The 23,488-nt window shown below is 67.5% G+C and carries 27 protein-coding genes; 16 read left to right on the forward strand and 11 right to left on the reverse strand.

Going from position 1 to position 23,488, the window contains the following annotated elements:
- The first annotated feature begins 45 nt into the window (after nt 1-45).
- The 6 genes from ACSFBF_RS11520 (at nt 46) to nadA (ending at nt 4,409) form a co-directional block, all read left to right on the forward strand.
- Nucleotides 46-429 (forward strand): rhodanese-like domain-containing protein, encoded by a 384-nt coding sequence (locus ACSFBF_RS11520; RefSeq protein WP_371127403.1) that lies wholly within the window; start codon nt 46-48, stop codon nt 427-429.
- A 21-nt stretch (nt 430-450) separates the two neighbouring features.
- Nucleotides 451-711 (forward strand): glutaredoxin 3, encoded by a 261-nt coding sequence (gene grxC, locus ACSFBF_RS11525; protein ID WP_435466954.1) that lies wholly within the window; start codon nt 451-453, stop codon nt 709-711.
- Nucleotides 712-838: 127 nt separating this feature from the next.
- Nucleotides 839-1,303: a protein-export chaperone SecB gene (gene secB, locus ACSFBF_RS11530; protein ID WP_093058046.1), complete on the forward strand. Its 465-nt coding sequence runs from the start codon at nt 839-841 to the stop codon at nt 1,301-1,303.
- Between the two features lie 34 nt (nt 1,304-1,337).
- Complete coding sequence (locus ACSFBF_RS11535) at nt 1,338-2,378, forward strand: NAD(P)H-dependent glycerol-3-phosphate dehydrogenase (RefSeq protein WP_435466956.1); 1,041 nt, start codon at nt 1,338-1,340, stop codon at nt 2,376-2,378.
- Nucleotides 2,379-2,404: 26 nt separating this feature from the next.
- Nucleotides 2,405-3,283: a carboxylating nicotinate-nucleotide diphosphorylase gene (gene nadC / locus ACSFBF_RS11540; protein ID WP_435466958.1), complete on the forward strand. Its 879-nt coding sequence runs from the start codon at nt 2,405-2,407 to the stop codon at nt 3,281-3,283.
- Nucleotides 3,284-3,290: 7 nt separating this feature from the next.
- A complete protein-coding gene (nadA, locus tag ACSFBF_RS11545; RefSeq protein ID WP_435466960.1) occupies nt 3,291-4,409 on the forward strand; it encodes a quinolinate synthase NadA in 1,119 nt (372 codons plus the stop codon).
- A 129-nt stretch (nt 4,410-4,538) separates the two neighbouring features.
- Here the strand turns inward: nadA and ACSFBF_RS11550 are convergent, their stop codons facing one another.
- From ACSFBF_RS11550 to ACSFBF_RS11580, 7 genes are all read right to left on the reverse strand, one after another.
- Nucleotides 4,539-4,901: a 6-carboxytetrahydropterin synthase gene (locus ACSFBF_RS11550; RefSeq protein WP_435466962.1), complete on the reverse strand. Its 363-nt coding sequence runs from the start codon at nt 4,899-4,901 to the stop codon at nt 4,539-4,541.
- A 38-nt stretch (nt 4,902-4,939) separates the two neighbouring features.
- Nucleotides 4,940-5,578, reverse strand: coding sequence for a 7-carboxy-7-deazaguanine synthase (gene queE / locus ACSFBF_RS11555; RefSeq protein WP_435466964.1), 639 nt, complete (start codon nt 5,576-5,578; stop codon nt 4,940-4,942).
- A complete protein-coding gene (panC, locus tag ACSFBF_RS11560) occupies nt 5,575-6,414 on the reverse strand; it encodes a pantoate--beta-alanine ligase (protein WP_435466966.1) in 840 nt (279 codons plus the stop codon). The genes queE and panC overlap by 4 nt, the downstream gene beginning before the upstream one ends.
- Before the next feature lie 15 nt (nt 6,415-6,429).
- Nucleotides 6,430-7,329 (reverse strand): 3-methyl-2-oxobutanoate hydroxymethyltransferase, encoded by a 900-nt coding sequence (gene panB / locus ACSFBF_RS11565; RefSeq protein ID WP_435466968.1) that lies wholly within the window; start codon nt 7,327-7,329, stop codon nt 6,430-6,432.
- 68 nt (nt 7,330-7,397) lie between these two features.
- Nucleotides 7,398-8,984, reverse strand: coding sequence for an L-aspartate oxidase (gene nadB, locus ACSFBF_RS11570; RefSeq protein ID WP_435467416.1), 1,587 nt, complete (start codon nt 8,982-8,984; stop codon nt 7,398-7,400).
- Nucleotides 8,985-9,016: 32 nt separating this feature from the next.
- Complete coding sequence (locus tag ACSFBF_RS11575) at nt 9,017-9,853, reverse strand: segregation and condensation protein A (protein WP_093058037.1); 837 nt, start codon at nt 9,851-9,853, stop codon at nt 9,017-9,019.
- Nucleotides 9,854-9,928: 75 nt separating this feature from the next.
- On the reverse strand, nt 9,929-10,135 hold the full coding sequence (locus ACSFBF_RS11580; RefSeq protein WP_093058036.1) for a DUF3460 family protein: 207 nt from the start codon (nt 10,133-10,135) through the stop codon (nt 9,929-9,931).
- Between the two features lie 69 nt (nt 10,136-10,204).
- On the opposite strand from ACSFBF_RS11580, the gene ACSFBF_RS11585 reads away from it, so the two are divergent.
- On the forward strand, nt 10,205-10,681 hold the full coding sequence (locus ACSFBF_RS11585; RefSeq protein WP_435466971.1) for an outer membrane protein assembly factor BamE: 477 nt from the start codon (nt 10,205-10,207) through the stop codon (nt 10,679-10,681).
- Between the two features lie 12 nt (nt 10,682-10,693).
- Here ACSFBF_RS11585 and ACSFBF_RS11590 read toward each other — a convergent pair whose 3' ends face one another.
- Nucleotides 10,694-12,373: a SulP family inorganic anion transporter gene (locus ACSFBF_RS11590; protein WP_435466972.1), complete on the reverse strand. Its 1,680-nt coding sequence runs from the start codon at nt 12,371-12,373 to the stop codon at nt 10,694-10,696.
- A 160-nt stretch (nt 12,374-12,533) separates the two neighbouring features.
- Here ACSFBF_RS11590 and ACSFBF_RS11595 point away from each other — a divergent pair, with 160 nt between their 5' ends.
- The gene (locus tag ACSFBF_RS11595; protein WP_435466973.1) at nt 12,534-14,249 is read left to right on the forward strand and encodes an enoyl-CoA hydratase-related protein; all 1,716 of its coding nucleotides are present in this window, start codon (nt 12,534-12,536) and stop codon (nt 14,247-14,249) included.
- Nucleotides 14,250-14,261: 12 nt separating this feature from the next.
- Here ACSFBF_RS11595 and ACSFBF_RS11600 read toward each other — a convergent pair whose 3' ends face one another.
- Together ACSFBF_RS11600 and metG are read right to left on the reverse strand one after the other, a co-directional pair.
- Nucleotides 14,262-14,465: a hypothetical protein gene (locus ACSFBF_RS11600; protein WP_435466975.1), complete on the reverse strand. Its 204-nt coding sequence runs from the start codon at nt 14,463-14,465 to the stop codon at nt 14,262-14,264.
- 36 nt (nt 14,466-14,501) lie between these two features.
- On the reverse strand, nt 14,502-16,598 hold the full coding sequence (metG, locus tag ACSFBF_RS11605; protein ID WP_435466977.1) for a methionine--tRNA ligase: 2,097 nt from the start codon (nt 16,596-16,598) through the stop codon (nt 14,502-14,504).
- A gap of 102 nt (nt 16,599-16,700) precedes the next feature.
- On the opposite strand from metG, the gene ACSFBF_RS11610 reads away from it, so the two are divergent.
- The 7 genes from ACSFBF_RS11610 to ACSFBF_RS11640 all read left to right on the forward strand — a co-directional run bounded on the left by ACSFBF_RS11610 (nt 16,701) and on the right by ACSFBF_RS11640 (nt 21,773).
- Nucleotides 16,701-17,336 (forward strand): LbetaH domain-containing protein, encoded by a 636-nt coding sequence (locus ACSFBF_RS11610; protein ID WP_435466979.1) that lies wholly within the window; start codon nt 16,701-16,703, stop codon nt 17,334-17,336.
- Nucleotides 17,337-17,374: 38 nt separating this feature from the next.
- Entirely contained in the window at nt 17,375-17,797 is a 423-nt protein-coding gene (locus tag ACSFBF_RS11615) for a hypothetical protein (RefSeq protein WP_435466981.1), read from the forward strand.
- 74 nt (nt 17,798-17,871) lie between these two features.
- Nucleotides 17,872-18,906: an isocitrate/isopropylmalate dehydrogenase family protein gene (locus ACSFBF_RS11620; RefSeq protein WP_435466983.1), complete on the forward strand. Its 1,035-nt coding sequence runs from the start codon at nt 17,872-17,874 to the stop codon at nt 18,904-18,906.
- 99 nt (nt 18,907-19,005) lie between these two features.
- A complete protein-coding gene (locus ACSFBF_RS11625) occupies nt 19,006-19,629 on the forward strand; it encodes a phosphodiester glycosidase family protein (protein ID WP_435466985.1) in 624 nt (207 codons plus the stop codon).
- 47 nt (nt 19,630-19,676) lie between these two features.
- Nucleotides 19,677-20,354: a YceH family protein gene (locus ACSFBF_RS11630; RefSeq protein ID WP_435466987.1), complete on the forward strand. Its 678-nt coding sequence runs from the start codon at nt 19,677-19,679 to the stop codon at nt 20,352-20,354.
- Nucleotides 20,355-20,390: 36 nt separating this feature from the next.
- A complete protein-coding gene (locus tag ACSFBF_RS11635; RefSeq protein ID WP_435466989.1) occupies nt 20,391-21,185 on the forward strand; it encodes a phytanoyl-CoA dioxygenase family protein in 795 nt (264 codons plus the stop codon).
- Between the two features lie 84 nt (nt 21,186-21,269).
- Complete coding sequence (locus ACSFBF_RS11640) at nt 21,270-21,773, forward strand: hypothetical protein (RefSeq protein ID WP_435466992.1); 504 nt, start codon at nt 21,270-21,272, stop codon at nt 21,771-21,773.
- On the opposite strand, the gene ACSFBF_RS11645 is transcribed toward ACSFBF_RS11640, so the two are convergent.
- Nucleotides 21,742-22,212, reverse strand: a complete 471-nt coding sequence (locus ACSFBF_RS11645) for an Lrp/AsnC family transcriptional regulator (protein WP_435466994.1) — start codon at nt 22,210-22,212, stop codon at nt 21,742-21,744. The genes ACSFBF_RS11640 and ACSFBF_RS11645 overlap by 32 nt on opposite strands.
- A gap of 87 nt (nt 22,213-22,299) precedes the next feature.
- On the opposite strand from ACSFBF_RS11645, the gene ACSFBF_RS11650 reads away from it, so the two are divergent.
- Nucleotides 22,300-23,487: a M20 aminoacylase family protein gene (locus ACSFBF_RS11650; protein ID WP_435466996.1), complete on the forward strand. Its 1,188-nt coding sequence runs from the start codon at nt 22,300-22,302 to the stop codon at nt 23,485-23,487.
- The last annotated feature ends 1 nt before the right edge of the window (nt 23,488 follow it).

Consider the following 23,488-nt stretch of genomic DNA (forward strand, 5'->3'; position numbering starts at 1 on the left):
CAAGGAACCCCCGTGAAATTGATCGAATTCGTCACCGCGAACTGGATGCTGATCCTGATCGCGCTCAGCTCGGGAGCCATGCTGGCCTGGCCGCTGGTGCGGGGGGCGGGCGGCGGAACGCTCACGGCGCAGGGTGCCGTGCAGCTCATCAACCGCGAGCGCGCGGTGCTGGTCGACGTGCGCGAGGCGGAAGAATTCGCCACCGGCCACATGATCGGCGCCAAGAACATTCCCCTGAACCAGCTCGAGGAAAAGCTCACCGGCGCGGTCAAGAACAAGACCGTGCCGCTGCTGCTGGTGTGCGCCACCGGCGCCCGCGCCCAGCGCGCCGTGGCCATGGCCAAGAAGCTGGGCTACGAGCAGGCCCAAGCCGTGGCCGGCGGGCTGAAAGCCTGGAAAGACGCTAACCTGCCCGTTGAAAAGGCCTGAAATCTCCCCGAGATAGAGCGTATGCAAGCAGTCAAGATGTACACCACCGCCGTTTGCCCCTACTGCACGCGTGCGAAGCAAATCCTGAAGTCCAAGGGCGTCGAGCAGATCGAAGAGATCCGCATCGACACCGACCCCCAGGCCCGCAACACCATGATGGAAGTCACCCAGCGCCGCACGGTGCCGCAGATCTTCATCGGCGACACCCACGTGGGCGGCTGCGACGACCTGATGGCACTCGACAGCCGCGGTGGCCTCGTTCCGCTGCTGCAGAGCGCCTGAAACACAAAGCAACCGGCGTCACGGAAGTGGCGCGGTCGCCGGGCGATAATCGTCCGCTCATCCATCTGCAGCCCGCTGCGGGAACCTCTCCCCGGCGGGCATTGTTTTGATCCTCGAAAGTTCAGCCATGGCCGACCAGCAAGCCCAAGATCCCGTTTTCCAGATCCAGCGCGTCTACCTCAAGGACCTGTCGCTCGAACAACCCAATTCGCCCGCGATCCTGCTGGAACAAGAGCAGCCCACCGTCGACATCCAGCTCGGTGTGGACGCCCAGCCCGTGACCGACGGCATCTTCGAGATCACCGTGTCGGCCACCGTGCAGACCAAGATCGGCGACAAGACCGTGTTCCTGGTCGAAGCCAAGCAGGCCGGCATCTTCGAAATCCGTCACCTGCCGGAAGAGCAGATGGGCGCCATCCTCGGCATCGCCTGCCCGCAGATCGTCTACCCGTACCTGCGCGGCAATGTCGCCGACGTGATCCAGCGCGGTGGCTTCCCGCCCGTGCACCTCGCCGAAATCAACTTCCAGGCGATGTACGAGCAGCAGCAGGCGCAGGCCGCCGGCCAGGCTGCGCCGACCCTGGCGCAGTAAGCACGGCCCAACGCCGTCAATGCCGCCAACGCCGATGAAGATCTGCGTTCATGGCGCCGGTGCCTGGGGCACGGCAGTCGCTGTCAACGCGGCGGCTCGCCACGAGGTCACGCTCTGGGCGCGCGATGCCGCCCAGGCCGACGCCATGTCGGCCGCGCGCGAAAACACCCGCTACCTGCCCGGGCTGGCACTGCCGGCCTCGCTCGCCGTGCGCTCGGGCGACATCGGCCAGGCGCAGGCCGGCGCCGACCTCGTCATCGTGGCCACCCCCATGGCCGCCCTGCGCGAACAGCTCATCGCACTGCGCGGCACCACTGCCGCGGTTGCGTGGCTGTGCAAGGGAGTCGAGCCCGCGCTCGACACCTCCCCCGCATCCTTTGGCCTGCTCGCCCACGAAATCTGGGCGCAGGTTGCTCCTGATTTGAGAGCGGGCGTGCTCAGCGGCCCCAGCTTCGCGCAGGAGGTCGCCGAAGGGCGCCCAACCGCGCTGGTGGCCGCCAGCCCGCATGCCGCCGTGCGCGACACGCTGGTCGACGCCTTCCACGGCCCCGCGCTGCGCGTCTACGCCAACGAGGACATCGTGGGCGTGGAAGTGGGCGGCGCGGTGAAGAACGTGCTGGCCATCGCCACCGGTCTGTGCGACGGCCTCGCGCTCGGGCTCAACGCCCGCGCGGCGCTCATCACCCGCGGCCTCGCCGAAATGACGCGCTTCGGCCTCGCGCTGGGTGCCCGCGCCGAAACCTTCATGGGCCTTTCGGGCCTCGGCGACCTGGTGCTGACTTCCACCGGCGACCTGTCGCGCAACCGCAAGGTCGGGCTGCTGCTGGCGCAGGGCCGCACGCTGGCGCAGGCCGTCGATTCGCTGGGCCATGTGGCCGAAGGCGTGTACTGCGCCCGCACCGTGGTGCAGCGCGCTCGCGGCCTCGGCATCGAGATGCCAATCGCCGAAGGCGTGGTCGCGCTGCTCGACGGCCGCGTGAGCCCGCAAGACGCGGTGGCCGCCCTGACGGGCCGCGACCCGGTACCGGAATCCGTGCCGCCCGGTGCCGCGGCTTCCCCTCGCCATTCCTCTTAATAAAAAAGACGCAGAGACAAAGAGCCATGAGCCTTCGCTTTGATTTTTCAGCGTCGGCCGTGGCCGCGCTGGCCCTGTCCGATGCCGCCCGCGCATTGCAGGAAGACGTCGCCGACGGCGACCTCACCGCGTCGCTGGTCGATCCCGCCCGCCGTGCCCGCGCCCGTGTGCTGGCGCGCGAATCCGCCGTCGTATGCGGCGCACCCTGGGTCGAGGCCACGCTGCGGCAGCTCGATCCGCAAGTGCGCATCCACTGGCTGTGCGCCGAAGGCGAACGCTGCGCGGCCGACCAGACCGTGCTCGAAATCAAAGGTGCCGCCCGCGCGCTGCTGACGGCCGAGCGCACCTCGCTCAATTTCCTGCAGTTGCTGAGCGCGGTCGCCACCAAGACCGCCCTCTACGCCGACGCCGTGCGCGGCACGCGCGCCCGCATCGTCGACACCCGCAAGACCATTCCGGGCCTGCGCCTCGCGCAGAAGTACGCGGTGCGCACCGGCGGCGGCCTGAACCACCGCATCGGCCTCTACGACGCCGTGCTCATCAAGGAAAACCACATTGCCGCGGCCGGCGGCGTGGCTGCGGCCCTGCGCGCAGTGGCGCCGGTGGCCTCGCAAGCCGCCTTCGTCGAGGTCGAGGTCGAAACCTTGGCCCAGCTGCGCGAAGCGCTGGAAGCCGGCGCGCGCATGGTGCTGCTCGACAACATGGACCTGCCCACGCTGCGCGAGGCCGTGCGCATCAACGACGAAGCCAGCGAAGACCGCAAGGCCGTGCTGGAGATATCCGGTGGCGTCACACTGGACGGTCTGCGCGCCCTGGCCGAAACCGGTGTGGACCGTATTTCGGTCGGCGCATTGACCAAGGATGTCAAAGCCATCGACTACTCGATGCGTTTCCAGGAAGGCTGATCCGCCCATGTCGTCTCCGGTCATCGATGTCGACTACGAGCAGCCCGCCGCAAAGGCCGGCGCCGTCTGCGACACGCGCCACGCCTGGGCCCGCGTGCCGGCCGAGCCTTCGCCCGACGAGCGCATCGCGCTGAAGGAGCGCATTCGCCGCCTGCTGCGCGAGCGCAACGCGGTGATGGTGTCGCACTTCTACGTGCACCCCGACCTGCAGGACCTCGCCGAGGAAACCGGCGGAATCGTGAGCGATTCGCTCGAAATGGCGCGCTTCGGCCGCGACCACGCCGCGCAGACGCTGGTGGTGTCGGGCGTGCGCTTCATGGGCGAGACCTCGAAGATCCTCTCGCCCGAAAAGCGCGTGCTGATGCCCGACCTCGACGCGAACTGCTCGCTCGACCTGGGCTGCCCGGTCGAACAGTTCAGCGCCTTCTGCGACCAGCACCCCGACCGCACCGTGGTCGTCTACGCCAACACCAGCGCTGCCGTGAAGGCGCGCGCCGACTGGCTGGTCACGTCAAGCTGCGCGCTCGACGTGGTGAACGCGCTGCACGCGGCGGGGCAAAAGATTCTTTGGGGCCCTGACCGCCACCTGGGCGACTACATCCAGCGCCAGACCGGCGCGGACATGGTCAGCTGGAACGGCGCCTGCATCGTGCACGACGAGTTCAAGGCGCTGGAGCTCGAACTGCTCATGAAGGAGCACCCGAAGGCGAAGGTACTGGTGCACCCTGAGTCGCCGTCCGACGTGATCGCGCTGGCGGATGCGGTGGGTTCCACCTCGGCCATCCTGAGCGCGGCGCAGCGCATGGACGCCAGTGAATTCATCGTTGCCACCGACAGCGGCATGCTGCACAAGCTGCGCACGCTGAACCCGGGCAAAGTCTTCATCGAGGCGCCCACGGCCGGCAATGGCGGTACCTGCAAGAGCTGCGCGCATTGCCCGTGGATGGCGATGAATGGGCTGGTGGAGCTGGCCAATGCGCTGGAAACGGGTGTGGGCGAGATCCATGTCGATCCGGTGCTGGGGCTGCGGGCGCGCGTGCCGATCGATCGGATGCTGGCGTTTACGGCCGGGCTGAAGAACGGGCAGGCGCCGGGTAGCCTGGTAGCAGGCATCGGCGCGGCCTGAAGCGTTGTTCCCTCTCCCGCTTGCGGGAGAGGGCTAGGGTGAGGGGGAGGGCCTCACAACATTGCGCGGCCGTTGATGCCGTTCACCCTCACCCCAACCCTCTCCCGCAAGCGGGAGAGGGAGCAAGACCTAGAAGTCCACGGTGCAGGAGTCGCCCAGCGCCTCGCGCCACACACGCACGCGGGCCAGCGACGGCCGCAAGTCCGGCAGCGCATCCGCAATGAACACGCACAGGTTCTCCAGCGTCGGCGGATGCAGTCCGGCTACGTCGTCGAGCAGGTGATGATCGAGCTGCTCGCGCACGTCCTCCAGCCGCCGACGCAGCAACCCCAGATCAATCACCATCCCCGCCACGGGATCGCGCTCCCCCGCGAGCCACACCTCCGCGTGGTACGTATGGCCGTGGATACGGCGGCTGCCTTCGACTTCGATCTCTCGCTTCAGCGTGTGAGCGGCGTCGAAGAAAAAGCGTTGGCTGATGGTGAATCGCATCGTCAAAAAAGAAACTCTGGGGGAAAAGGGCCGCCGTCTCAGCGGATCCCGGTGATCTTGTGGGTCTGCACGCTCAGGCGCCAAACCGGCTGCTTCATGCATTCGGCAATGCAAAGCTCGGTGTTCGCGACCCGGTCGGGCCCGTCCATCGGCTGCAGGAAGCGGTGCGTGAACTCGCCCGTGCGCGCCATCGTGTCGAGGTCGAATTCGGTCTGCGGCCACACCAGCTTCAGCTCCTGACCGCGCTGCTGCACCCATGGCGCGCCAGCCTTGGGGCTGATGCACAGCCAGTCGATGCCCTCGGGCGCCTCGACCGTGCCGTTGCTTTCGACCGCGATGCGGAAGCGCCGCGCGTGCAGCGCGTCGACCAGGGCCGCGTCCACCTGCAGCAGCGGCTCGCCGCCGGTCAGCACCACGAGGCGATGGTCGGCATCTGCGGCCGGCCATTGCGCGGCGATGGTGTCGGCGAGCAGGTCGGCGGTCTTGAACTTGCCGCCCAGCGTGCCGTCGGTGCCCACGAAGTCGGTGTCGCAGAAGCGGCAGATGGCGGAGGCTCGATCTTCCTCGCGGCCCGTCCAGAGGTTGCAGCCCGCGAAGCGGCAGAACACGGCCGGCATGCCGGCCTGGCCGCCTTCGCCTTGCAGGGTGTAGAAGATTTCTTTGACGCTGTAAGTCATGAGGCCGGTGCCTCGATCTCGAGGTTGTCGATCAACCGCGTGGTGCCCAGGCGCGCCGCGGCCAGCGCCACGAGTGGTTCACCCGCGGCCGGTGCCTGCAGGTCGGCACGGCGCCGCAGCACAAGATAGTCCGGCTGCCAGCCACGCTGCGCCAGCGTCTGCATGGCCCGTGCCTCAATGGCGGCCAGGTCGCGCTCGCCCGCGCGCACCGCCTCGGCCATTGCCTTCAGCGCCTTCGACAGCTGCACGGCCTCGGCGCGTTCGCTCTCGCTCAGGTAGCCGTTGCGCGACGACAGCGCGAGGCCGTCGTCGGCGCGGAAGGTCTCGCCGCCCACGATCTCGATGGGCAGCGCGAACTGCCGCACCATGTGCCGGATCATCATCAACTGCTGGTAGTCCTTCTTGCCGAACACGGCCACGCGCGGCTGCACGCACTGGAAGAGCTTCATCACCACCGTGCACACGCCGATGAAGAAGCCCGGGCGGAAATGCCCCTCGAGGATGTCGGCCAGCGCCGGGTCGGGGTGCACCTTGCAGGTCTGCGGCTCGGGGTAGAGCGCCTTCTCATCCGGCGCGAACAGCACATCGCAGCCGGCGGTGCGCAGCTTCTCGCAGTCGCTGTCCCAGGTGCGCGGGTAGGTGTCGAAGTCTTCGTGCGGCAGGAACTGCAGGCGGTTCACGAAGATGCTTGCCACCGTCACGTCGCCCAGCGGTTTCGCCTGCTTCACCAGGGCCAGGTGCCCGTCGTGCAGGTTGCCCATGGTGGGGACGAAGGCGGGGCGCTTGAAGGCGGCCAGGTGGTCGCGCAGTTCGGCGATGGTGTGTGCGATGTGCATGAGGGGTTTCCTTCCTTACCAGGCGTGGAGTCGGTCGTCGGGGAAGCTGCCGTCCTTGACGGCCTGAACGTAGGCCTTGAGCGCGGGCAGCACGCCCGGCGCATCGGCCATGAAGTTGCGCACGAACTTCGGCATCTTCCCGAGGTTGATGCCCAGCATGTCGTGCAACACCAGCACCTGCCCGGCGGTGGCTTTGCCGGCGCCGATGCCGATGGTGGCGCAGTGCTTCAGCTCGGCCGTGAGCTCGGCGGCCAGCGCGGCCGGCACCATCTCGAGCACCAGCATCGCGGCGCCCGCGTCCTGCAGCGCGTGGGCCTGCTGCTTCAGCAGCGCGCCGGCGGCGTCGCCCTTGCCCTGCACGCGGTAGCCGCCCAGCGCATGCACCGTCTGCGGCGTCAGGCCGAGGTGCGCGCACACCGGAATGCCGCGCTCGACCAGGAAGCGCACGGTTTCAGTGGTCCAGCCGCCGCCTTCGAGCTTGACCATGTGCGCGCCGGCCTGCATCAGCACCGTGGCGCTGCGCAGCGCCTGTTCGCGCGATTCCTGGTAGCTGCCGAAGGGCAGGTCGGCAATCAGCCAGGTCGTGCCTTGCACGCGGCGCAGGCCGCGCGAGACGCTGTCGGTGTGATAGCGCATGGTGTCCAGGCTCACGCCCACGGTGCTGTTCAGGCCCTGGCAGACCATGCCGAGCGAATCGCCGACCAGCAGGCAGTCGATGCCCGCGGCATCGGCCATGGCTGCGAAGGTGGCGTCGTAGGCCGTGAGCATGGCGATCTTCTCGCCGCGCGCGTGCATGTCGGCCAGGCGCGGCAGGCTCACGGGCTTGCGCGATGCGGGCGGGGAGGCCGGCGGCAGCGTGCCGTAGGGCGAGGCCGGAGGCGCTTCGGTCATGGTGGTGGGCGTGGTGTTCGACATGGTTGGGTTTCTCCCTGCGGGCGTCGGTGGCCGGGCATCCTTGAGTGAAGAAAACGAAGCGGGTAGGGCTAGCGGTCGTCCGGCGGCACCAGCACCGTGGGTGCGGTGGGCTCGGCGAGCGAAGGATAGTCGCGGCTGAAATGCAGGCCACGGCTCTCGTGGCGGGCCTGCGCGGAACGAACGATCAGCTCGGCCACCTGCACCAGGTTGCGCAGCTCGAGCAGGTCGCGCGTGACGTGGAAGTTCGCATAGAACTCCTGGATCTCGGCCTGCAGCAGCGCGATGCGATGGCTCGCGCGCTCCAGGCGCTTGTTGGTGCGCACGATGCCGACGTAGTCCCACATGAAGCGGCGCAGCTCGTCCCAGTTGTGGGAGATGACCACGGCCTCGTCGGCGTCGGTGACGCGGCTGTCGTCCCAGGCGGGCAGCTCGGCGCGCTCGCGCACCGGCGCCGTGGCGATAGCGCCGGCAGCGGCGCGTGCGAACACCATGCACTCGACCAGCGAGTTGCTGGCCAGGCGGTTGGCGCCGTGCAGGCCGGTGCAGGCGGTCTCGCCGATGGCGTAGAGGCCCGGGATGTCGGTGCGCCCGCTCAGGTCGCTGAGCACGCCGCCGCAGGTGTAGTGCGCGGCCGGCACCACGGGGATGGGCTCGCGCGTGATGTCGATGCCCAGCTCCAGGCAGCGCGCGAGGATGTTGGGGAAGTGTTCCTTCAGGAACGCGGCCGGCTGGTGCGAGATGTCGAGGTGCACGCAGTCGAGGCCGTGCTTCTTCATCTCGAAGTCGATGGCGCGGGCTACCACGTCGCGCGGTGCGAGCTCGGCACGCTCGTCGTGCTTCGGCATGAAGCGCGTGCCATCGGGCAATTTGAGCAGCCCGCCTTCGCCGCGCACCGCCTCGCTGATCAGGAAAGACTTGGCGTGCGGGTGATACAGGCAGGTCGGGTGGAACTGGATGAACTCCATGTTCGACACCCGGCAGCCCGCGCGCCACGCGGCGGCAATGCCGTCGCCGGTGGCGGTGTCGGGGTTGGTGGTGTACAGGTACACCTTGCCGGCACCGCCCGTGGCTAGGATGGTGTGCGGGGCGCGGAAGGCCAGCACCTCGTCGGTCTCGTCGTCGAGTGCGTAGAGGCCCAGGCAGGCGGGGTCTTCCAGCCCGATCTTGGGGCCGGTGATCAGGTCGACCAGCGTGTGGTGCTCGAACAGCGCGATGTTAGGCGTGCGCCGCACCCGCTCGATCAGCACCTGCTGCACGGCCGCGCCGGTGGCGTCGGTCACGTGCACGATGCGGCGCTGGCTGTGGCCGCCTTCGCGCGTCAGGTGCAGGCCGCCGCCAGCCTCCTCGGACTCTTCCGAGAAGGGCACACCCAGTTCGCGCAGCCAGCCGATGGCCTCGGGTGCGTGCTCGACCACGAAGCGCGTGGCCTCGGGGTCGCACAGGCCGGCGCCGGCCACCAGCGTGTCTTCGACGTGCGCGTCGAAGCTGTCGCCCGCCGCCAGCACCGCCGCGATGCCACCCTGCGCCCAGGCGCTGGAGCCGTCGTTCAGCGCGCGCTTGGTCAGCACGGCCACGCGGTGCGTGGGCGCCAGGTGCAGCGCGGCCGAAAGGCCGGCCAGGCCGCTGCCGACGATGAGGACGTCGAAGTCGCGCACGGCGGGAGTCACTGGCGTATCAACCGGTTGGGTCAGGCGGGCGAGTAGGCCAGCCGGACGTAGATGGGAGCAAAGGCTTCCGCCTGCGTGATTTCGATCAGCGTTTCCTTCGCGAGCTCCAGCATCGCGATGAAGGTGACGATGAGCACGGGCGTACCGCGCGACACGTCGAACAGCTTCTCGAATTCGACGAAGCGCTGCCCTTGCAGGTGGCGCAGCACGATGCTCATGTGCTCGCGCACGTTGAGCTCTTCGCGCGAGATCTTATGGTGCTGCACGAGCTTGGCGCGCTTCATGATGTCGGCCCACGCGTCGCGCAGCTCGACCACGTCCACGTCGGGGAAGCGCGGCTTCAGAGACTGCTCGATGTAGACCTGCGCCTTCCAGAAGTCGCGGCCGTACGTGGGCGTGGCGCTGAGGGCTGCGGCCTGCAGCTTGGTCTGCTCGTACTCGAGCAGGCGGCGCACGAGCTCGGCGCGCGGGTCTTCGGCCTCTTCGCCGTCGGCCACCTTCTTGGGCGGCAGCAGCATGCGCGACTTGATCTCGATCAGCATCGCGGCCATCAGCAGGTACTCGGCCGCGAGTTCGAGATTGGTCTGGCGGATCTCGTCGACGTAGCTCAGGTACTGCCGCGTGAGCCCCGCCATCGGGATGTCGAGGATGTTGAAGTTCTGCTTGCGAATCAGGTAGAGCAGCAAGTCCAGCGGGCCTTCGAAGGCCTCCAGGAACACCTGCAGCGCCTCGGGCGGGATGTACAGGTCCTTCGGCATCGCGAACAGCGGCTCGCCATAGAGCCTCGCGAGCGCGACCTGGTCGACCACGTCGGGCATGTCGACCACCAGCGTGCCGTTGTCCTCGTCGCTCTTCATCGGGCTGTTGCTATCGTTTCAATAGCGACCAGCGCAATGCGGACGGGAGCGTGCTGCCAATTCGGCATCGGGGAATTACTTGGCCTGGGTCTGGTAGACGTACGGCTGCATCGGCACGCGGGCTTCGCTGTACTCCTCGAGGAGGCTGCGGTCGAGGTGCTTGTCCCAGAGGAGGGCGCGGCCGGCGCGCTGTTCGGCTTCCAGCGTTGGCTTCTTTTCTTTCATCTCCTCGATGAAGTTCGTGATCTCGGAGGTGTAGTGGGGGCGGCGGAAGATGGACATAGACTGGACCTTTATGACGCGAATTTTACCGGGGACGGCATGAAGCAACGGCGAGGATGGCAGATCGGCATGGCAACAGGGTTTCTGGCGGCGGTGATGGCTCTCGTGGGATGCGACTCGAAGAACATCTCCGAGCTTGAAGAAGGCGTCTCCACCGAGGCCGACGTGCGGGCCCGTTTCGGCCAGCCCGAGAACGTCTGGGATGCTCCCAACGGCGGCCGCGTGTTCGAGTACAACCGCCAGCCGGCCGGCCAGAAGAACTACATGATCACCATCGGTACCGACGGCAAGATGAGCGCGCTGCGCCAGGTGCTCACGCCCGAGAACTTCGCCAAAGTGCAGCCCGGCATGATGATGGAAGACCTGCGCAAGATGCTGGGCAAGCCCGCCAAGGTCACGCCCTATGCGCTCAAGCGCGAGACCGAATGGGAATGGCGCTGGGTGCAGCCGCCGAACTCGGCCATGGTCTTCACCGCCACGCTGAACGACGACCAGCGCGTGGTGCGCAGCGGCTCTTCGCCTGACCGGGGCACCGAAGCCCCGTAGCCTCCATGGCGGCTACGCGCCGTGTGACGCGCCGGGCTGGCCCGTCGTTAATTCCTCGGCAAAGCCCGAACGCACCAGCACCTCGAGCGGCTGCGGCTGCAACGACTCGATGCGCAACAACCCGTCGCGCGCCAGCACCGCCCGGTGCAACTGCCGCAGCGCATCGACACCGGTGGCGTCGAGGTAAATGAGGTGCGTGGCGTCCAGCACCAGCGTCATGCCGCGCGGCGCGCGCTCTGCGGCATTCACCGCCTCGTCGAGCTTGGCCGCCGCGCCGAAGAACAGCGCGCCGTAGAGCCTGTAGGTGAGCACCGGCGGCTGCAGCGTGACCAGTTCGACGCTGAACAGCCCGCTCATGCGCCGGATGAAGAGGGCGCAGGCCAGCACGATGCCCACCTGCACGGCGACCGTCAGGTCGAACACCACCGTGAGGAAGAAGGTGCCCAGCATCAGCAGCCGGTAGTGCCGGCTGAAATGCCGCAGCTGCGTGGGCGTGAACTCGCGCCATTCGCCCATGTTCAGGCCCACGAACACCAGGATGCCCGCCAGCACCGCGAGCGGCACGTGGCGCGCGAGCGGCGCGGCCAGCAGCACCACGGCCAGCAGCGTGATCGCATGCACGATGCCCGCGATCGGCGAGGTGCCGCCCGAACGGATGTTGGTGACGGTGCGTGCGATGGTGCCGGTGGCCGGCATGCCGCCGAAGAAGGGCGTGACGACGTTCGCAATGCCCTGCGCCATCAGCTCCTGGTTGGGGTCGTGGCGCGGCTGGCCGCTGAGCTGGTCGGACACGCGCGCGCACAGCAGCGATTCGATGGCGCCGAGCAGCGCGATGGTCAGCGTGGGCGTCACGAGCTGCTTCACCGTCTCCCATGAAAAATCGGGCAGCGCAAAAGCCGGCACGCCTTCGGGAATACCGCCGAAGCGCGTGCCGATGGTTTCCACCGGCAGCTCGAAGCCCCATGACACCAGCGTGAGCGTGACCAGCGCCACGATGGGCCCCGGCATGCGCGAGCCCACCTGCACGGCACGCGTGCGCGCCACGCGGCCAGCAACGCGCAGCACCGCTGTGCCCACCTTCGAGTCACCACTCAGCAGCAGCGGCCACAGCAGCAGCCCGGCCACGCAGGCGATGCCGAGCCCGAAGGCATAGGGATTGAAGGTGCCGATCTGCAGCGCCATCGCGTGCAGCTGCGAGAACACGTCGGCCGGCATCTTCGCCACCGTCAGCCCGAGCAGGTCTTTCAGCTGCGACAGCAATATCAGCACCGCGATGCCGTTGGTGAAGCCCACCACGATCGACAGCGGCACGAAGCGCACCAGCCGCCCCAGCCCGAACAGCCCCGCCATGAACAGCAGCACGCCCGCGCAGGCAGTGGAGATCAGCAGGTTCGCCACGCCGTAGCGCTCGACGATGCCGTAGACGATCACGATGAACGCCCCCGCCGGCCCGCCGATCTGCACCGCCGAGCCGCCCAGCAGCGAGATCAGGAAGCCCGCGATGATCGCCGTCCAGATGCCCGCCTCGGGCTTGAGCCCCGAGGCGATGGCGAAGGCCATGGCCAGCGGCAGCGCCACGATGCCGACCGTGGCGCCCGCGCCCAGGTCCTTGAAGAAGCGCTCGCGGTCGTATCCCGCGAGCGCGTCCATCAGGCGTGGGCGGAAGCGGGTGAGGTTCAGCGGAGAGTGCATGTGTCGTTCATTGTGGACTGCCCCCCGGCCGTGCAGCAGGCCGCGCAAGCGGTGAGTCATGCCGATGCGAACTTTCGCTCAACTTATCCGAAACAAAGGATCTCGATACATTTTTGACATTCATTGACATTTCGTCACTGACATTACCGGGGTCCATCCGATGCACATCCTGCTTGTCGCAAGCGCGTTCAACAGCCTGACGCAACGGGTTCTCGCCGAACTCCAGGATCGCGGCCACACCGTGGGGGTGGAACTGGCTCTCGGCAACGACGAAGCCCTGCGCGAAGCCGTGCGGATGCATTCGCCCCAGCTCATCGTGGCGCCGATGCTGACCAGCGCCATTCCCCAGGACATCTGGAGCGCCCACACCTGCCTGATCGTGCATCCCGGCCCGCCGGGCGACCGGGGGCCCTCGTCGCTCGACTGGACGCTGCAGGGCGGCGTCGAAAGCTGGGGCGTCACCGTGCTCGAGGCCGTGGCCGAGATGGACGCGGGCGATGTCTGGGCATGGTCGCCGCTGAAGGTGCCGCCGCTGGCCGGCAAGAGCGACCTCTACCGCGGCGAGGTGGCCGACGCCGTGCTCGACGCGGTGCTGCTCGCGGTAGAGCGTTTCGCCTCGGGCAAGCACAAGCCCCGCAAGCAGAAGGCCGCCGCCCTGGCCGCCGGCTGGCGGCCTTTCATGAAGCAGGCCCAGCGCCGCATCGACTGGGCGACCGACACGACCGAGTTTGTGCTGCGCCAGCTGCGTGCGGCCGATTCGCAGCCCGGCGTGCTCGACGAACTGCTGGGCATGCAGTGGTACCTGCACGGCGGCCATTCCGAAGACGAACTGCGCGGCAACAGGCCCGGCGAGCTGATCGCCACCCGCGCCGGCGCCATCTGCCGAGCCACTGTCGACGGTGCGGTGTGGATCGCGCAACTGCGGCCCTGGCGCGAGCCCGGCTCACGGCTGCCCAGCTACAAGCTGCCGGCCGTGCAGGCACTCGGCGAGCTGCTGCCTTTCGAAGTGCCCGAGGTGCCGGCGCCGCTGCAGTTGCCGGCAGGGCGCCGCACCTGGTCAGACATGCGCTACAGCGAGCATGGCGCAGTCGGCGTGCTGAATTTCTCGTTTCCCGGCGGCGCGATGAGCGCCACGCAGTGCCGCCGGCTGCTGGAGGCCTACCGCTTCGCCTGCACCCGCCAGACCTCGGTCCTGGTGCTCGGCGGCCTGCGCGACTTTTTCTCGAACGGCATCCATCTCAACGTGATCGAGGCGGCCGATGACCCCGCCGAGGAATCGTGGGCCAACATCCACGCGATGAACGACCTGGTCGAAGCGGTGCTGACCACCACCGACCGCCTCACCGTGTCGGCGCTCGGCGGCAATGCCGCGGCCGGCGGCGTGATGCTCGCGCTGGCGGCCGACGAGGTGTGGTGCCGCGACGGCGCCGTGCTCAACCCGCACTACAGGCTGATGGGCCTCTACGGCTCCGAATACTGGACCTACATCCTGCCGCGCCGAGTGGGCGAGAGCGAGGCGCAGCGGCTCACGCAGTCGACGCTGCCGGTGAGCGCAAAGCGCGCGGTCGAGCTCGGCATGGCGCAGCGCGTGCTGCAGGCCGCGCCGGAGGAACTGGGCGACGAAGTGCTCCGGCTCGCCGCGCAGTTGGCCGCCTCGCCGGACCTGCCCGGGCGCATCGCGCGGAAGAAGGCAATGCGCGAACAGGACGAGTCGGTGAAGCCGCTGCAGCGCTACCGCGACGAAGAACTGACCCACATGCGCCGCAATTTCTTCGACGCTCGCGAACCGCACGCGGGGCTGAGGTCTGCGTTCGTGCGCAAGGAAAAGGCGTCGCACACGCCGCCGCATGTGGCCCGGCTGGGCCTCGCGGACTGAGCGTCTGCTTGCTTACTGGCTGTCGGGAATCACCGCATCGGCTGCCGCGCCCACGGCCTTGCCGGTGATGCGCACGGTGCCGATGGCAGCGTCGGCTGCGAGGCCGACTGCGCCGGCGCCCACGCTCACGGCGGTGCTCGCCACCGACACCACGGCGCAGCCGCTCAGCAGGGCTGACAGCGACAGCAGCAGAAGGGCGCGATGCAGCGTGGTCATGCGGTGGTCTTTGCTTCTCGTGTTCTGTCGTGCCGGTCAGCGAACCCGCATGCCCGGCGTTGCGCCCGGCCAGGGTTCGAGCACGTGGATGCCCGGGTGGGCTTTTTCGTCGCCATGGCTCGCCGCCAGCACCATGCCTTCGCTGACGCCGAACTTCATCTTGCGTGGCGCGAGGTTGGCGACCAGCACCGTGAGCTTGCCCACGAGCTGCTCGGGTTCGTAGGCCGAGGCGATGCCGCTGAACACGTTACGCGTCTTGCCCTCGCCGGCGTCGAGCGTCAGGCGCAGCAGCTTGGTTGATCCCTCGACCTTCTCGCAGGCCACGATCTTCGCGATGCGCAGGTCGATCTTCGCGAAGTCGTCGATGGTGATGGTGGGCGCGATGGCTTCGCCGCCCGGCAGCGCTTCTTCCGAGACGGCGGCAGTCGCAGCCGGTGCGGGCTCGGGTGCGTCGAACAGCTTGTCGACCAGCTTGGCGTCGGCACGCTGCATCAGGTGCTTGTATTCGCCGATGGCGTGGCCCGGAGGCAGCGACTGCGCGGCGTCTGTCCAGACCAGTGGCTCGATCTTCAGGAAGGCCTCGACGTTCACGGCCAGCGCCGGCAGCACCGGCTTCAGGTACAGCGTGAGCAGGCGGAAGGCCTCGATGCACACGGTGCACACATCGTGCAGCCGCGCCTCGGCGCCTTCCTTCTTTGCCAGTTCCCAGGGCTTGTTCTGGTCGACGTATTCGTTCACCTTGTCGGCCAGCGCCATCACCTCGCGCAGCGCGCGGGCGTAGTCGCGACCGTCGTAGAGCGAATGCAGCTGCGGGGCCGCATCGCGCAGCGCGAACAGCAGCGCGTCGCCGTCGGCCGACACCTCGCCCAGCTTGCCTTCGAAGCGCTTGCCAATGAAGCCCGCGGCGCGGCTCGCGATGTTGATGTACTTGCCCACGAGGTCGCTGTTGACGCGTGCGACGAAGTCTTCGGGGTTGAAGTCGATGTCCTCGTTGCGGCCGTTGAGCTTGGCGGCGATGTAGTAGCGCAGCCATTCGGGGTCGAGCCCGATCGACAGGTACTTGAGCGGGTCGATGCCGGTGCCGCGGCTCTTGCTCATCTTCTCGCCGCTCACCGTGAGGTGGCCGTGCACGTACACCGCGTCGGGCGCCTTGCGGCCGCTGAAGTGCAGCATCGCGGGCCAGAACAGCGTGTGGAAGGTGATGATGTCCTTGCCGATGAAGTGCACCTGCTCCAGGTCGGGGTCGGCCATGTACTCGGTGTACGAGATGCCGTCGCCGCCGAGTTCGATGCAGCGCTTGTCGAGCAGGTTCTTCAGCGAGGCCAGGTAGCCCACGGGTGCGTCGAGCCACACGTAGAAGTACTTGCCAGGCGCATCGGGGATCTCGATGCCGAAGTAGGGCGCGTCGCGGCTGATGTCCCAGTCGCCGAGGCCGCCCTTGCCTTCGTCGTCCTTGTAGAGCCACTCGCGGATCTTGTTCTGCACCTCGGGCTGCACGTGGCCCGCGGCGGCGGTCCATTCCTTCAGGTAGGCCTCGCAGCGCGGGTCCGACAGCTTGAAGAAGAAGTGTTCGGAGCTGCGCAGCTCGGGCTTGGCACCGGACAGGGCCGAGTAGGGGTTGATCAGCTCGGTGGGTGCGTACACGGCGCCGCAAACCTCGCAGTTGTCGCCGTACTGGTCCTTCGAATGGCAGTTGGGGCACTCGCCCTTGATGAAGCGGTCGGCCAGGAACATGCCCTTTGCAGGGTCGTAGAACTGCTCGACGCTCTTGGTGGCAATCAGACCGTTGGCGCGCAGGTCGCGGTAGATGTCCTGCGCCAGCTGGTGGTTCTCGGGCGCGTCGGTCGAGTGCCAGTTGTCGAAGGAGATGTAGTAGCCGTCGAGATACGGCTTGCGGCCCGCGGCGATCTCGGCCACGAAGGCCTGCGGCGTCACGCCGGCCTTGTCGGCCGCAATGGTGATGGCCGCGCCGTGCGCGTCGTCGGCGCACACGAAGTTGACGTCGGCGCCATTCATTCGCTGGTTCCGCACCCAGATGTCGGCCTGGATGTATTCCATCATGTGGCCGATATGGAACTTGCCGTTGGCATACGGCAGGGCGGTGGTGACGAAGAGCTTGCGCGGGGCGGACATCGGGAAGGGCGCTTTCGGGAGTGGCTGACTGGACTGACTGACGGGAACCGGGCATTTTAGGTGGCGGCGTCCCGGGCTGTGTTCGGTGGCAGCATCGACCCCATGACGCATGCCATCGAACTCGCCGCCTACATCGCCGGATTCACCTCTTCTCCCTTGGCGCCATGGGCCGCCTCGCTGCCTTGGGAACTACCGCCGCAAGCCCCTGAAATCGTGCGCCAGCTGCTGGCCGGGCTGCCGGCCGACGACTACGTCATCGAGGGCGAAGTCGCCGTTCACCGTAGCGCCCGGGTCGAAGCGGGCGCGGTGCTCAAGGGTCCGCTGATCGTCGGTCCGGACTGTTTCGTGGCCGCTGGCGCCTACCTGCGGGGCGGCAACTGGGTCGACGCCCGATGCACCATCGGGCCGGGCACCGAGCTGAAATCGTCCTTTGTCTTCGCGGGCACGGCGCTCGCGCATTTCAACTTCGTCGGCGACTCGGTGCTGGGCGCGGGCGTCAACATGGAAGCCGGCAGCATCATCTGCAACCACCGCAACGAGCGGGCCGACAAGGAAATCTTTGTGAGAAGCGGCGAGGGCGGGGCGCTGCAGGGCACCGGCTGCGAGAAGTTCGGTGCGCTGATAGGCGATGGGGCGCGCATCGGCGCCAATGCGGTGATCGCGCCCGGTGCGCTGCTCGTGCCCGGCCGTGTCGTGGGGCGCGCCACGCTGGTGGACGAGGAATTGCCCGGCCGATAAAGTGGCGCCCACACCAATATCCAGGGAGGAAGAGGACCATGTCCGACGATCGTTTCGCCCCGCCCGGCACGGAAGTGCTGATGCCCGTCGCCGCGCCTGACGTGCCCGATGCCATCCTCAAGAAAATCCGCAGTGCCTGGATCGCTGGCCTGATCTCGGCGGCGGTCACCGTGATCTTCGTGCTGATCGCCATCTTGGGCACGAGCATGCTCGGCATCGGCGCGTACCAGCTCATCGACGTCGCGCTGATCCTCGGCTTCACCTTCGGCATCTACAAGAAGAGTCGCATCTGCGCGGTGCTGATGCTGGCGTATTTCGTCTGGGCCAAGATCGTCCTCATCCAGCAGGGCCACGCCAACGGAATCGGCCTGTTCATGGCGGTGGTCTTCTTCTACTTCTACCTGCAGGGCGTCATCGGCACCTTCGCGTACCACAAACACCTCAAGCAGAAGGTGCCTTGAGCGTGGGGGCGCTCGGCACTGTCTCGCACGCGACGTATGCTCCAGCCCCCGATACAGAAAGCGAGAAGCAGCCGATGACCATCCCCTCCATTCCCGCAACCCTGATTCCCGGCGATGGCATTGGCCCCGAAATCGTCGACGCCACGCTGGCCGCGCTCGATGCGCTGAAGGCGCCTTTCACCTGGGACACGCAGATCGCCGGCCTCGGCGGCGTCAAGGCGTCGGGCGATCCGCTGCCGCAGGCCACGCTGGACAGCATCCGCCGCACCCGCCTGGCCCTGAAAGGCCCGCTGGAGACGCCTTCGGGCGGCGGCTACCGCTCGTCGAACGTGCGGCTGCGCGAGGAATTCCAGCTGTACGCCAACCTGCGCCCGGCGCGCACCATCATTCCCGGCGGGCGCTTCGACAAGATCGACCTGGTGGTCGTGCGCGAGAACCTCGAAGGCCTTTACATCGGCCATGAGCACTACGTGCCCATCGACGGCGACCCGCACGCCGTGGCCATGGCCACTGGCATCAACACCCGCCAGGGCAGCCGCCGCCTGCTCGAATACGCCTTCGAGACGGCAGTGGCCACGGGCCGCAAGAAGGTCACGATCGTGCACAAGGCCAACATCATGAAGGCGCTCACGGGCATCTTCCTGGAGACCGGCCTCGACCTCTACGAGAAGAAATACAAGGGCAAGTTCGAGCTCGACACGGTCATCATCGACGCCTGCGCGATGAAGCTGGTGCTCAACCCCTGGCAGTTCGACATGCTGGTCACCACCAACCTGTTCGGCGACATCCTGTCCGACCTCGTGGCGGGCCTGGTCGGCGGCTTGGGCATGGCGCCCGGCGCCAACATCGGCGCCGATGCTGCGATCTTCGAGGCGGTGCATGGCTCCGCACCCGACATCGCCGGCAAGGGCATCGCCAACCCCACCGCGCTGCTGCTGGCCGCCGCGCTGATGCTCGACCACGTGAAGCTGCCCGAACTGGCCACGCGCCTGCGCACGGCCATCGACGAGACGCTGAACATCGACAAGGTGCGCACGGGCGATCTGGGCGGCACGGCGGGCACGGAGGCGTTCACGAAGGCGCTGGTCGGCCGCATCAACGGCGGTTGACCAGGGCGGGGCTCGCGGGCGCTGCATGAGAAGGCTTCTGCTGCTCCTGGGGGCCCTGCTGTTCGCAGGCTTCGCGGCGGCCGACCCGCGCTTCACCGTGTGAAGGTCGACCTGCGCACCGAGCGGCTCGAGCTGTTCCTGCGCGACGACGCAGGTGTGCCGTTCAAGCGCTTCGACCGGCTCGATGCCTGGCTGAAGGAGCGTCACCGCCAACTGGGTTTCGCGGTGAACGCCGGCATGTACCACGAGGACTTTTCCCCGGTCGGCCTGCTGATGCGCAACGGTCGCGAAGAGGCGCCGCTCAACCTGGCCGAGGGTGCCGGCAATTTCTTCCTCAAGCCCAACGGCGTATTCCTCGTGTCGGACACAGGGCCGCGCGTGGTCGAGTCGTCGGAATACCCGGCGCTGTCGAAGGGCGTGCGCCTCGCCACGCAGTCGGGCCCGCTGCTGCTGCGCCGCGGCGTCGTGCACCCCGCCTTCATTCCCCATTCCGATTCGCGCAAGATCCGCAACGGCGTCGGCGTGATCGGTCACACGGCGATCTTCGTCATCAGCGAGACGCCGGTGAATTTCTACGAGTTCGCGCTCTACTTCCGCGATGTGCTCCACTGCCGGGACGCGCTGTACCTCGACGGCACGGTCTCGGCACTGCATTCGACGGCGCTGCATAGAAGCGACTTCGTGCGAGAGCTGGGGCCTATCCTTGGCGTCGCGTCGCCCTGAGTGCGGCGCTTGCCTGCCTTCTGCGTTTCATCATCGATCCCCGAGCCATGTCCACCACACCGCTGCCCGTTCTGTCCCTTCTCGAAACCCGTGTCCTCGGCGTGCTGGCCGAAAAGCAGCGCACCGTACCCGACAGCTACCCGCTCACGCTCAATTCGCTGGTGTCGGGCTGCAACCAGAAGACCAGCCGCAGCCCCGTGCTCGAACTCGCCGAGTCGCAGGTGCAGGCCGCCATCGACAGCCTGAAGGGATACAGCCTCGTCGCCGAGACCAGCGGCGGGCGCGCCTTTCGCTACGAGCACAACATCGACCGCGTGCTGCGCATCCCGTCGCAGTCGGTCATCCTGCTCACCGTGCTGATGCTGCGCGGTCCGCAAACGGCGGGCGAACTGCGCATCGCCTGCGACCGCATGCACAACTTCGCCGACATCTCGTCGGTCGAAGGCTTTCTGAATGAACTCGCGGAACGGCCGGCGGGTGCGCTGGTGGTGAAGCTGGCGCGCCTGCCCGGCGCGCGCGAGAGCCGCTGGGCGCATCTGCTGAGCGGTGCGCCGGCGGAAGAGGTGGCTGGGCCGTCCGATGTGCCTTATGCCACGCACGACGTGTCGCTGGGCGAGGTCGCGGCGCTGAAAGCCAATGTGGCGCGGCTCGAAGCCGAAGTGGCCTCGCTGAAGGCGCTGCTCGGGCGTGTGTGTTCCGAGCTGGGGATTTCCGAAGAGGGTTGATCGGCTCTTCCAATAGACATTCGTTCGCCTCGCCCCATGCCCGACAACGCATTCGACGACGCCAGCGCGCAAGCCTTCATCCGCGACGGATTCCTGCGCATTGACAACGCCTTTCCGCGCGAGCTGGCAGATGCGGCGCGCGCCATCCTGTGGCGCGACACGGGTTGCGACGCCGCCGACCCGTCGACATGGACCCGGCCGGTCATCCGCCTTGGCATGTACGCGCAGCTGCCTTTCGTCGAGGCCGCGAACACGCCGCTTCTGCACCGCGCCTTCGACCTGCTCGTCGGTCCGGGCCGCTGGGAGCCGTGTCGCGCGATGGGGACCTTTCCCATACGCTTTCCATCGCCCGACGACCCGGGCGATGCCGGCTGGCACATCGACGTGAGCTTCGGGCTGGAGAACCCCGACTTCATGGCCTGGCGCGCGAACATCCGCTCGAAGGGCCGCGCGCTGCTGATGTTGTTCCTGTTCTCGGATGTGGGTGAGGACGACGCCCCGACGCGCATTCGCGCGGGCTCGCACGCCGACATCGCCCGCATGCTCGCGCCAGCGGGCGAAGAAGGCCTGTCGCTGCGGGAGCTTGCGCGCAACGGTTTCGCCGAATCGCAGGCACGGCCCGAGGTGCTTGCCACTGGCGCGGCGGGCACGGTGTACCTGTGCCATCCGTTCCTCGTGCATTCGGCTCAGCCGCACCGCGGCACGCAGCCGCGCTTCATGGCGCAGCCGCCGTTGCTGCCCGCGGAGTCTTTGGTCATGGAGCCGGCATCGCCAGCCGGTGGGCGGGCCAGTCCTGTCGAAGAGGCGATCCGGCGCGCGCTGGCCGTGTAACACCACTTCACGCGGGCTTCATGCGGCCCGCACACTCGGTGTCTAACTTCGGCCCCCATTGCACACATCAATGGAGCACCGGCCATGGACAACGGACCCATCGGACACACCGCAGCGTGGCGCGCCCACATGCCCTTCGACGACATCACCCGGCGTGCACTCGCGTGTCTCGCCGTCCTGGCGGGCATCGCGAGCCTCTATGCGTTTTTCTGGTGGGCCGCGTCGGCCACCGGCTTCTTCCTTTTCGACGGCTGGCTGCACACCTGGCGCGGCCTGGGTACGGCGCTCGCGTTCCGGGACATGGACACGGCGTATTACCTGCTGAGCTGGGGCTTCTCTGTGTTCGGCGGGCTATTCGGCTGGGTCGCGCTGATCGGGTTTGCCGCGACTCACCGGCGCGGGTGGGATGCGGTCGCATCTTGGATCAAGATCGGCTGTGCGGTTGGCGCGGCGGCTGGGCTGGCGTTCGAGCCCGGCCGGCTGCTGGCGCTGGGGCCCATCGTCTGCGTGATGGCGCTGCTGTTGCGGTCGATGCTGATGCCGGCAAGGGCTGCGATCAGCCCGAGGCAACAGGTACATCAAGGCTGAGCTTCACCGCATCCATCGTGACCAGCGTGCGAAAGCGCCTGACGTTGTTGCTCTGGAAGAAAAGCCGCCGCGTCAGTGCCGTGTACTGCGCCATGTCGCGCACCACGAAGACGAGGATGAAGTCCCACTCGCCCGTCACGTAGTAGCACTGCTGCACCTGCGGGCAGTCCCTGAAGCTCTGCTTCATTGCGTCGAGCAGTTCGATCTGCTCGCTCTCCGTTTCCACCTCCGCCACGATGGTCAGCGGGTGGCCCAGCGCGGCGGGCGACAGCACCGCGCCGTAGCGTTGGATGACGCCCTCGTCGCGCATGCGCTTCAGTCGCCGGTTGACGGCCGCGGTCGACAGGTGCACGCGCTCGCCCAGTTCGCTCTGCGGCATGCGGCTGTCCGCCTGGATCAGCTCCAGCAGTCGTAGGTCGAGGGCGTCGAGTGGCGTCATGAAAGCGGGGGAGGTAACGCAAAAACGTTGCGTCGAAGGCGATGATTTTGCGCGCCTGTACCGCCGCATTGTCAATAGCATCTCGCCATGAATCTCACCGATGCACCCCTGCGCGAAACGCTCACCGGCTGGCGGCGGCAGCTGCACGCCATTCCTGAAACCGGCTTCGAGGAAGCAAAAACCTCGGCTTTCGTCACCCGGGTGCTGAAGGCGCTGGGCCTCGAGGTGCACACGGGCATCGGCGGCACCGGCCTCGTAGCCAACCTGAAGGTGGGCAGCGGCAAGGGCGTGATCGGCCTGCGCGCCGAGATGGACGCGCTCAACATTACAGAGCTGCCCACCGACCGCGCCTACGCCTCAGGCACGCCCGGCAAGATGCACGCCTGCGGCCACGACGGCCACATGTCGATCATCCTCGGCGCGGCGCAACTGCTGCGCGAGCGGCAGGACTTCGACGGCACCGTGCGCTTCATCTTCCAGCCGGCAGAGGAGCACGGCCGCGGCGCGAAGGCGATGATGGACGACGGCCTGTTCGAGCGCTTTCCGGTCGACGAGATCTACGGCCTGCACAACATGCCCGGCATGCGCGCGGGCACCATCGCCACGCGCGTGGGCGGCCTCATGGCGAGCGAAGACAACTTCGTGATCCATGTGAAGGGCCGCGGCACGCATGCCGCGCGGCCGCACATGGGCATCGACCCGATCGTTATCGGCGCGCAGATCGTGCTGGCGCTGCAGAGCATCGTTTCGCGCACGCTCGACCCGGGCGCGCAGGCGGTGGTTTCGTGCACGGAGTTCATCACCGATGGCATCCGCAATGCGATTCCGTCGAACGTCGTCATCAAGGGCGACACGCGCAGTTACGACCCGGCGGTGCAGCAAATGCTGGCCAAGCGCATGCGCGAGATCAGCGAAGGCATTTGCCGCATGCATGGCGCCGAATGCGATTTCAGCTACACGCACGAGTTCGCGCCCACCGTGAACTGGGCCGAATGCGTGCCCACGGCGGTTGCCGCCGCCACGGCCATCGTTGGCGCGGAGAACGTCGATGCCAACGTGGCGCCGATGATGATTTCGGAAGACTTCGGCGCGTTCCTGAAAGCCGTGCCCGGCGCTTTCGTGTTCCTGGGCAACGGCGCCGAAGGCGAGCCGGGCGGCACGCCGCTGCACAACGGCAGCTACGACTTCAACGACGAAGTGCTCGCGACGGGCGCCCGCTATTTCGCGGAGATCGTCCGCCTGCGCCTTCCACTACACACCGAAACCAGAGGCTGAC

This window comes from Variovorax nivicola, assembly GCF_051216475.1.
Lineage (GTDB): Bacteria > Pseudomonadota > Gammaproteobacteria > Burkholderiales > Burkholderiaceae_C > Variovorax.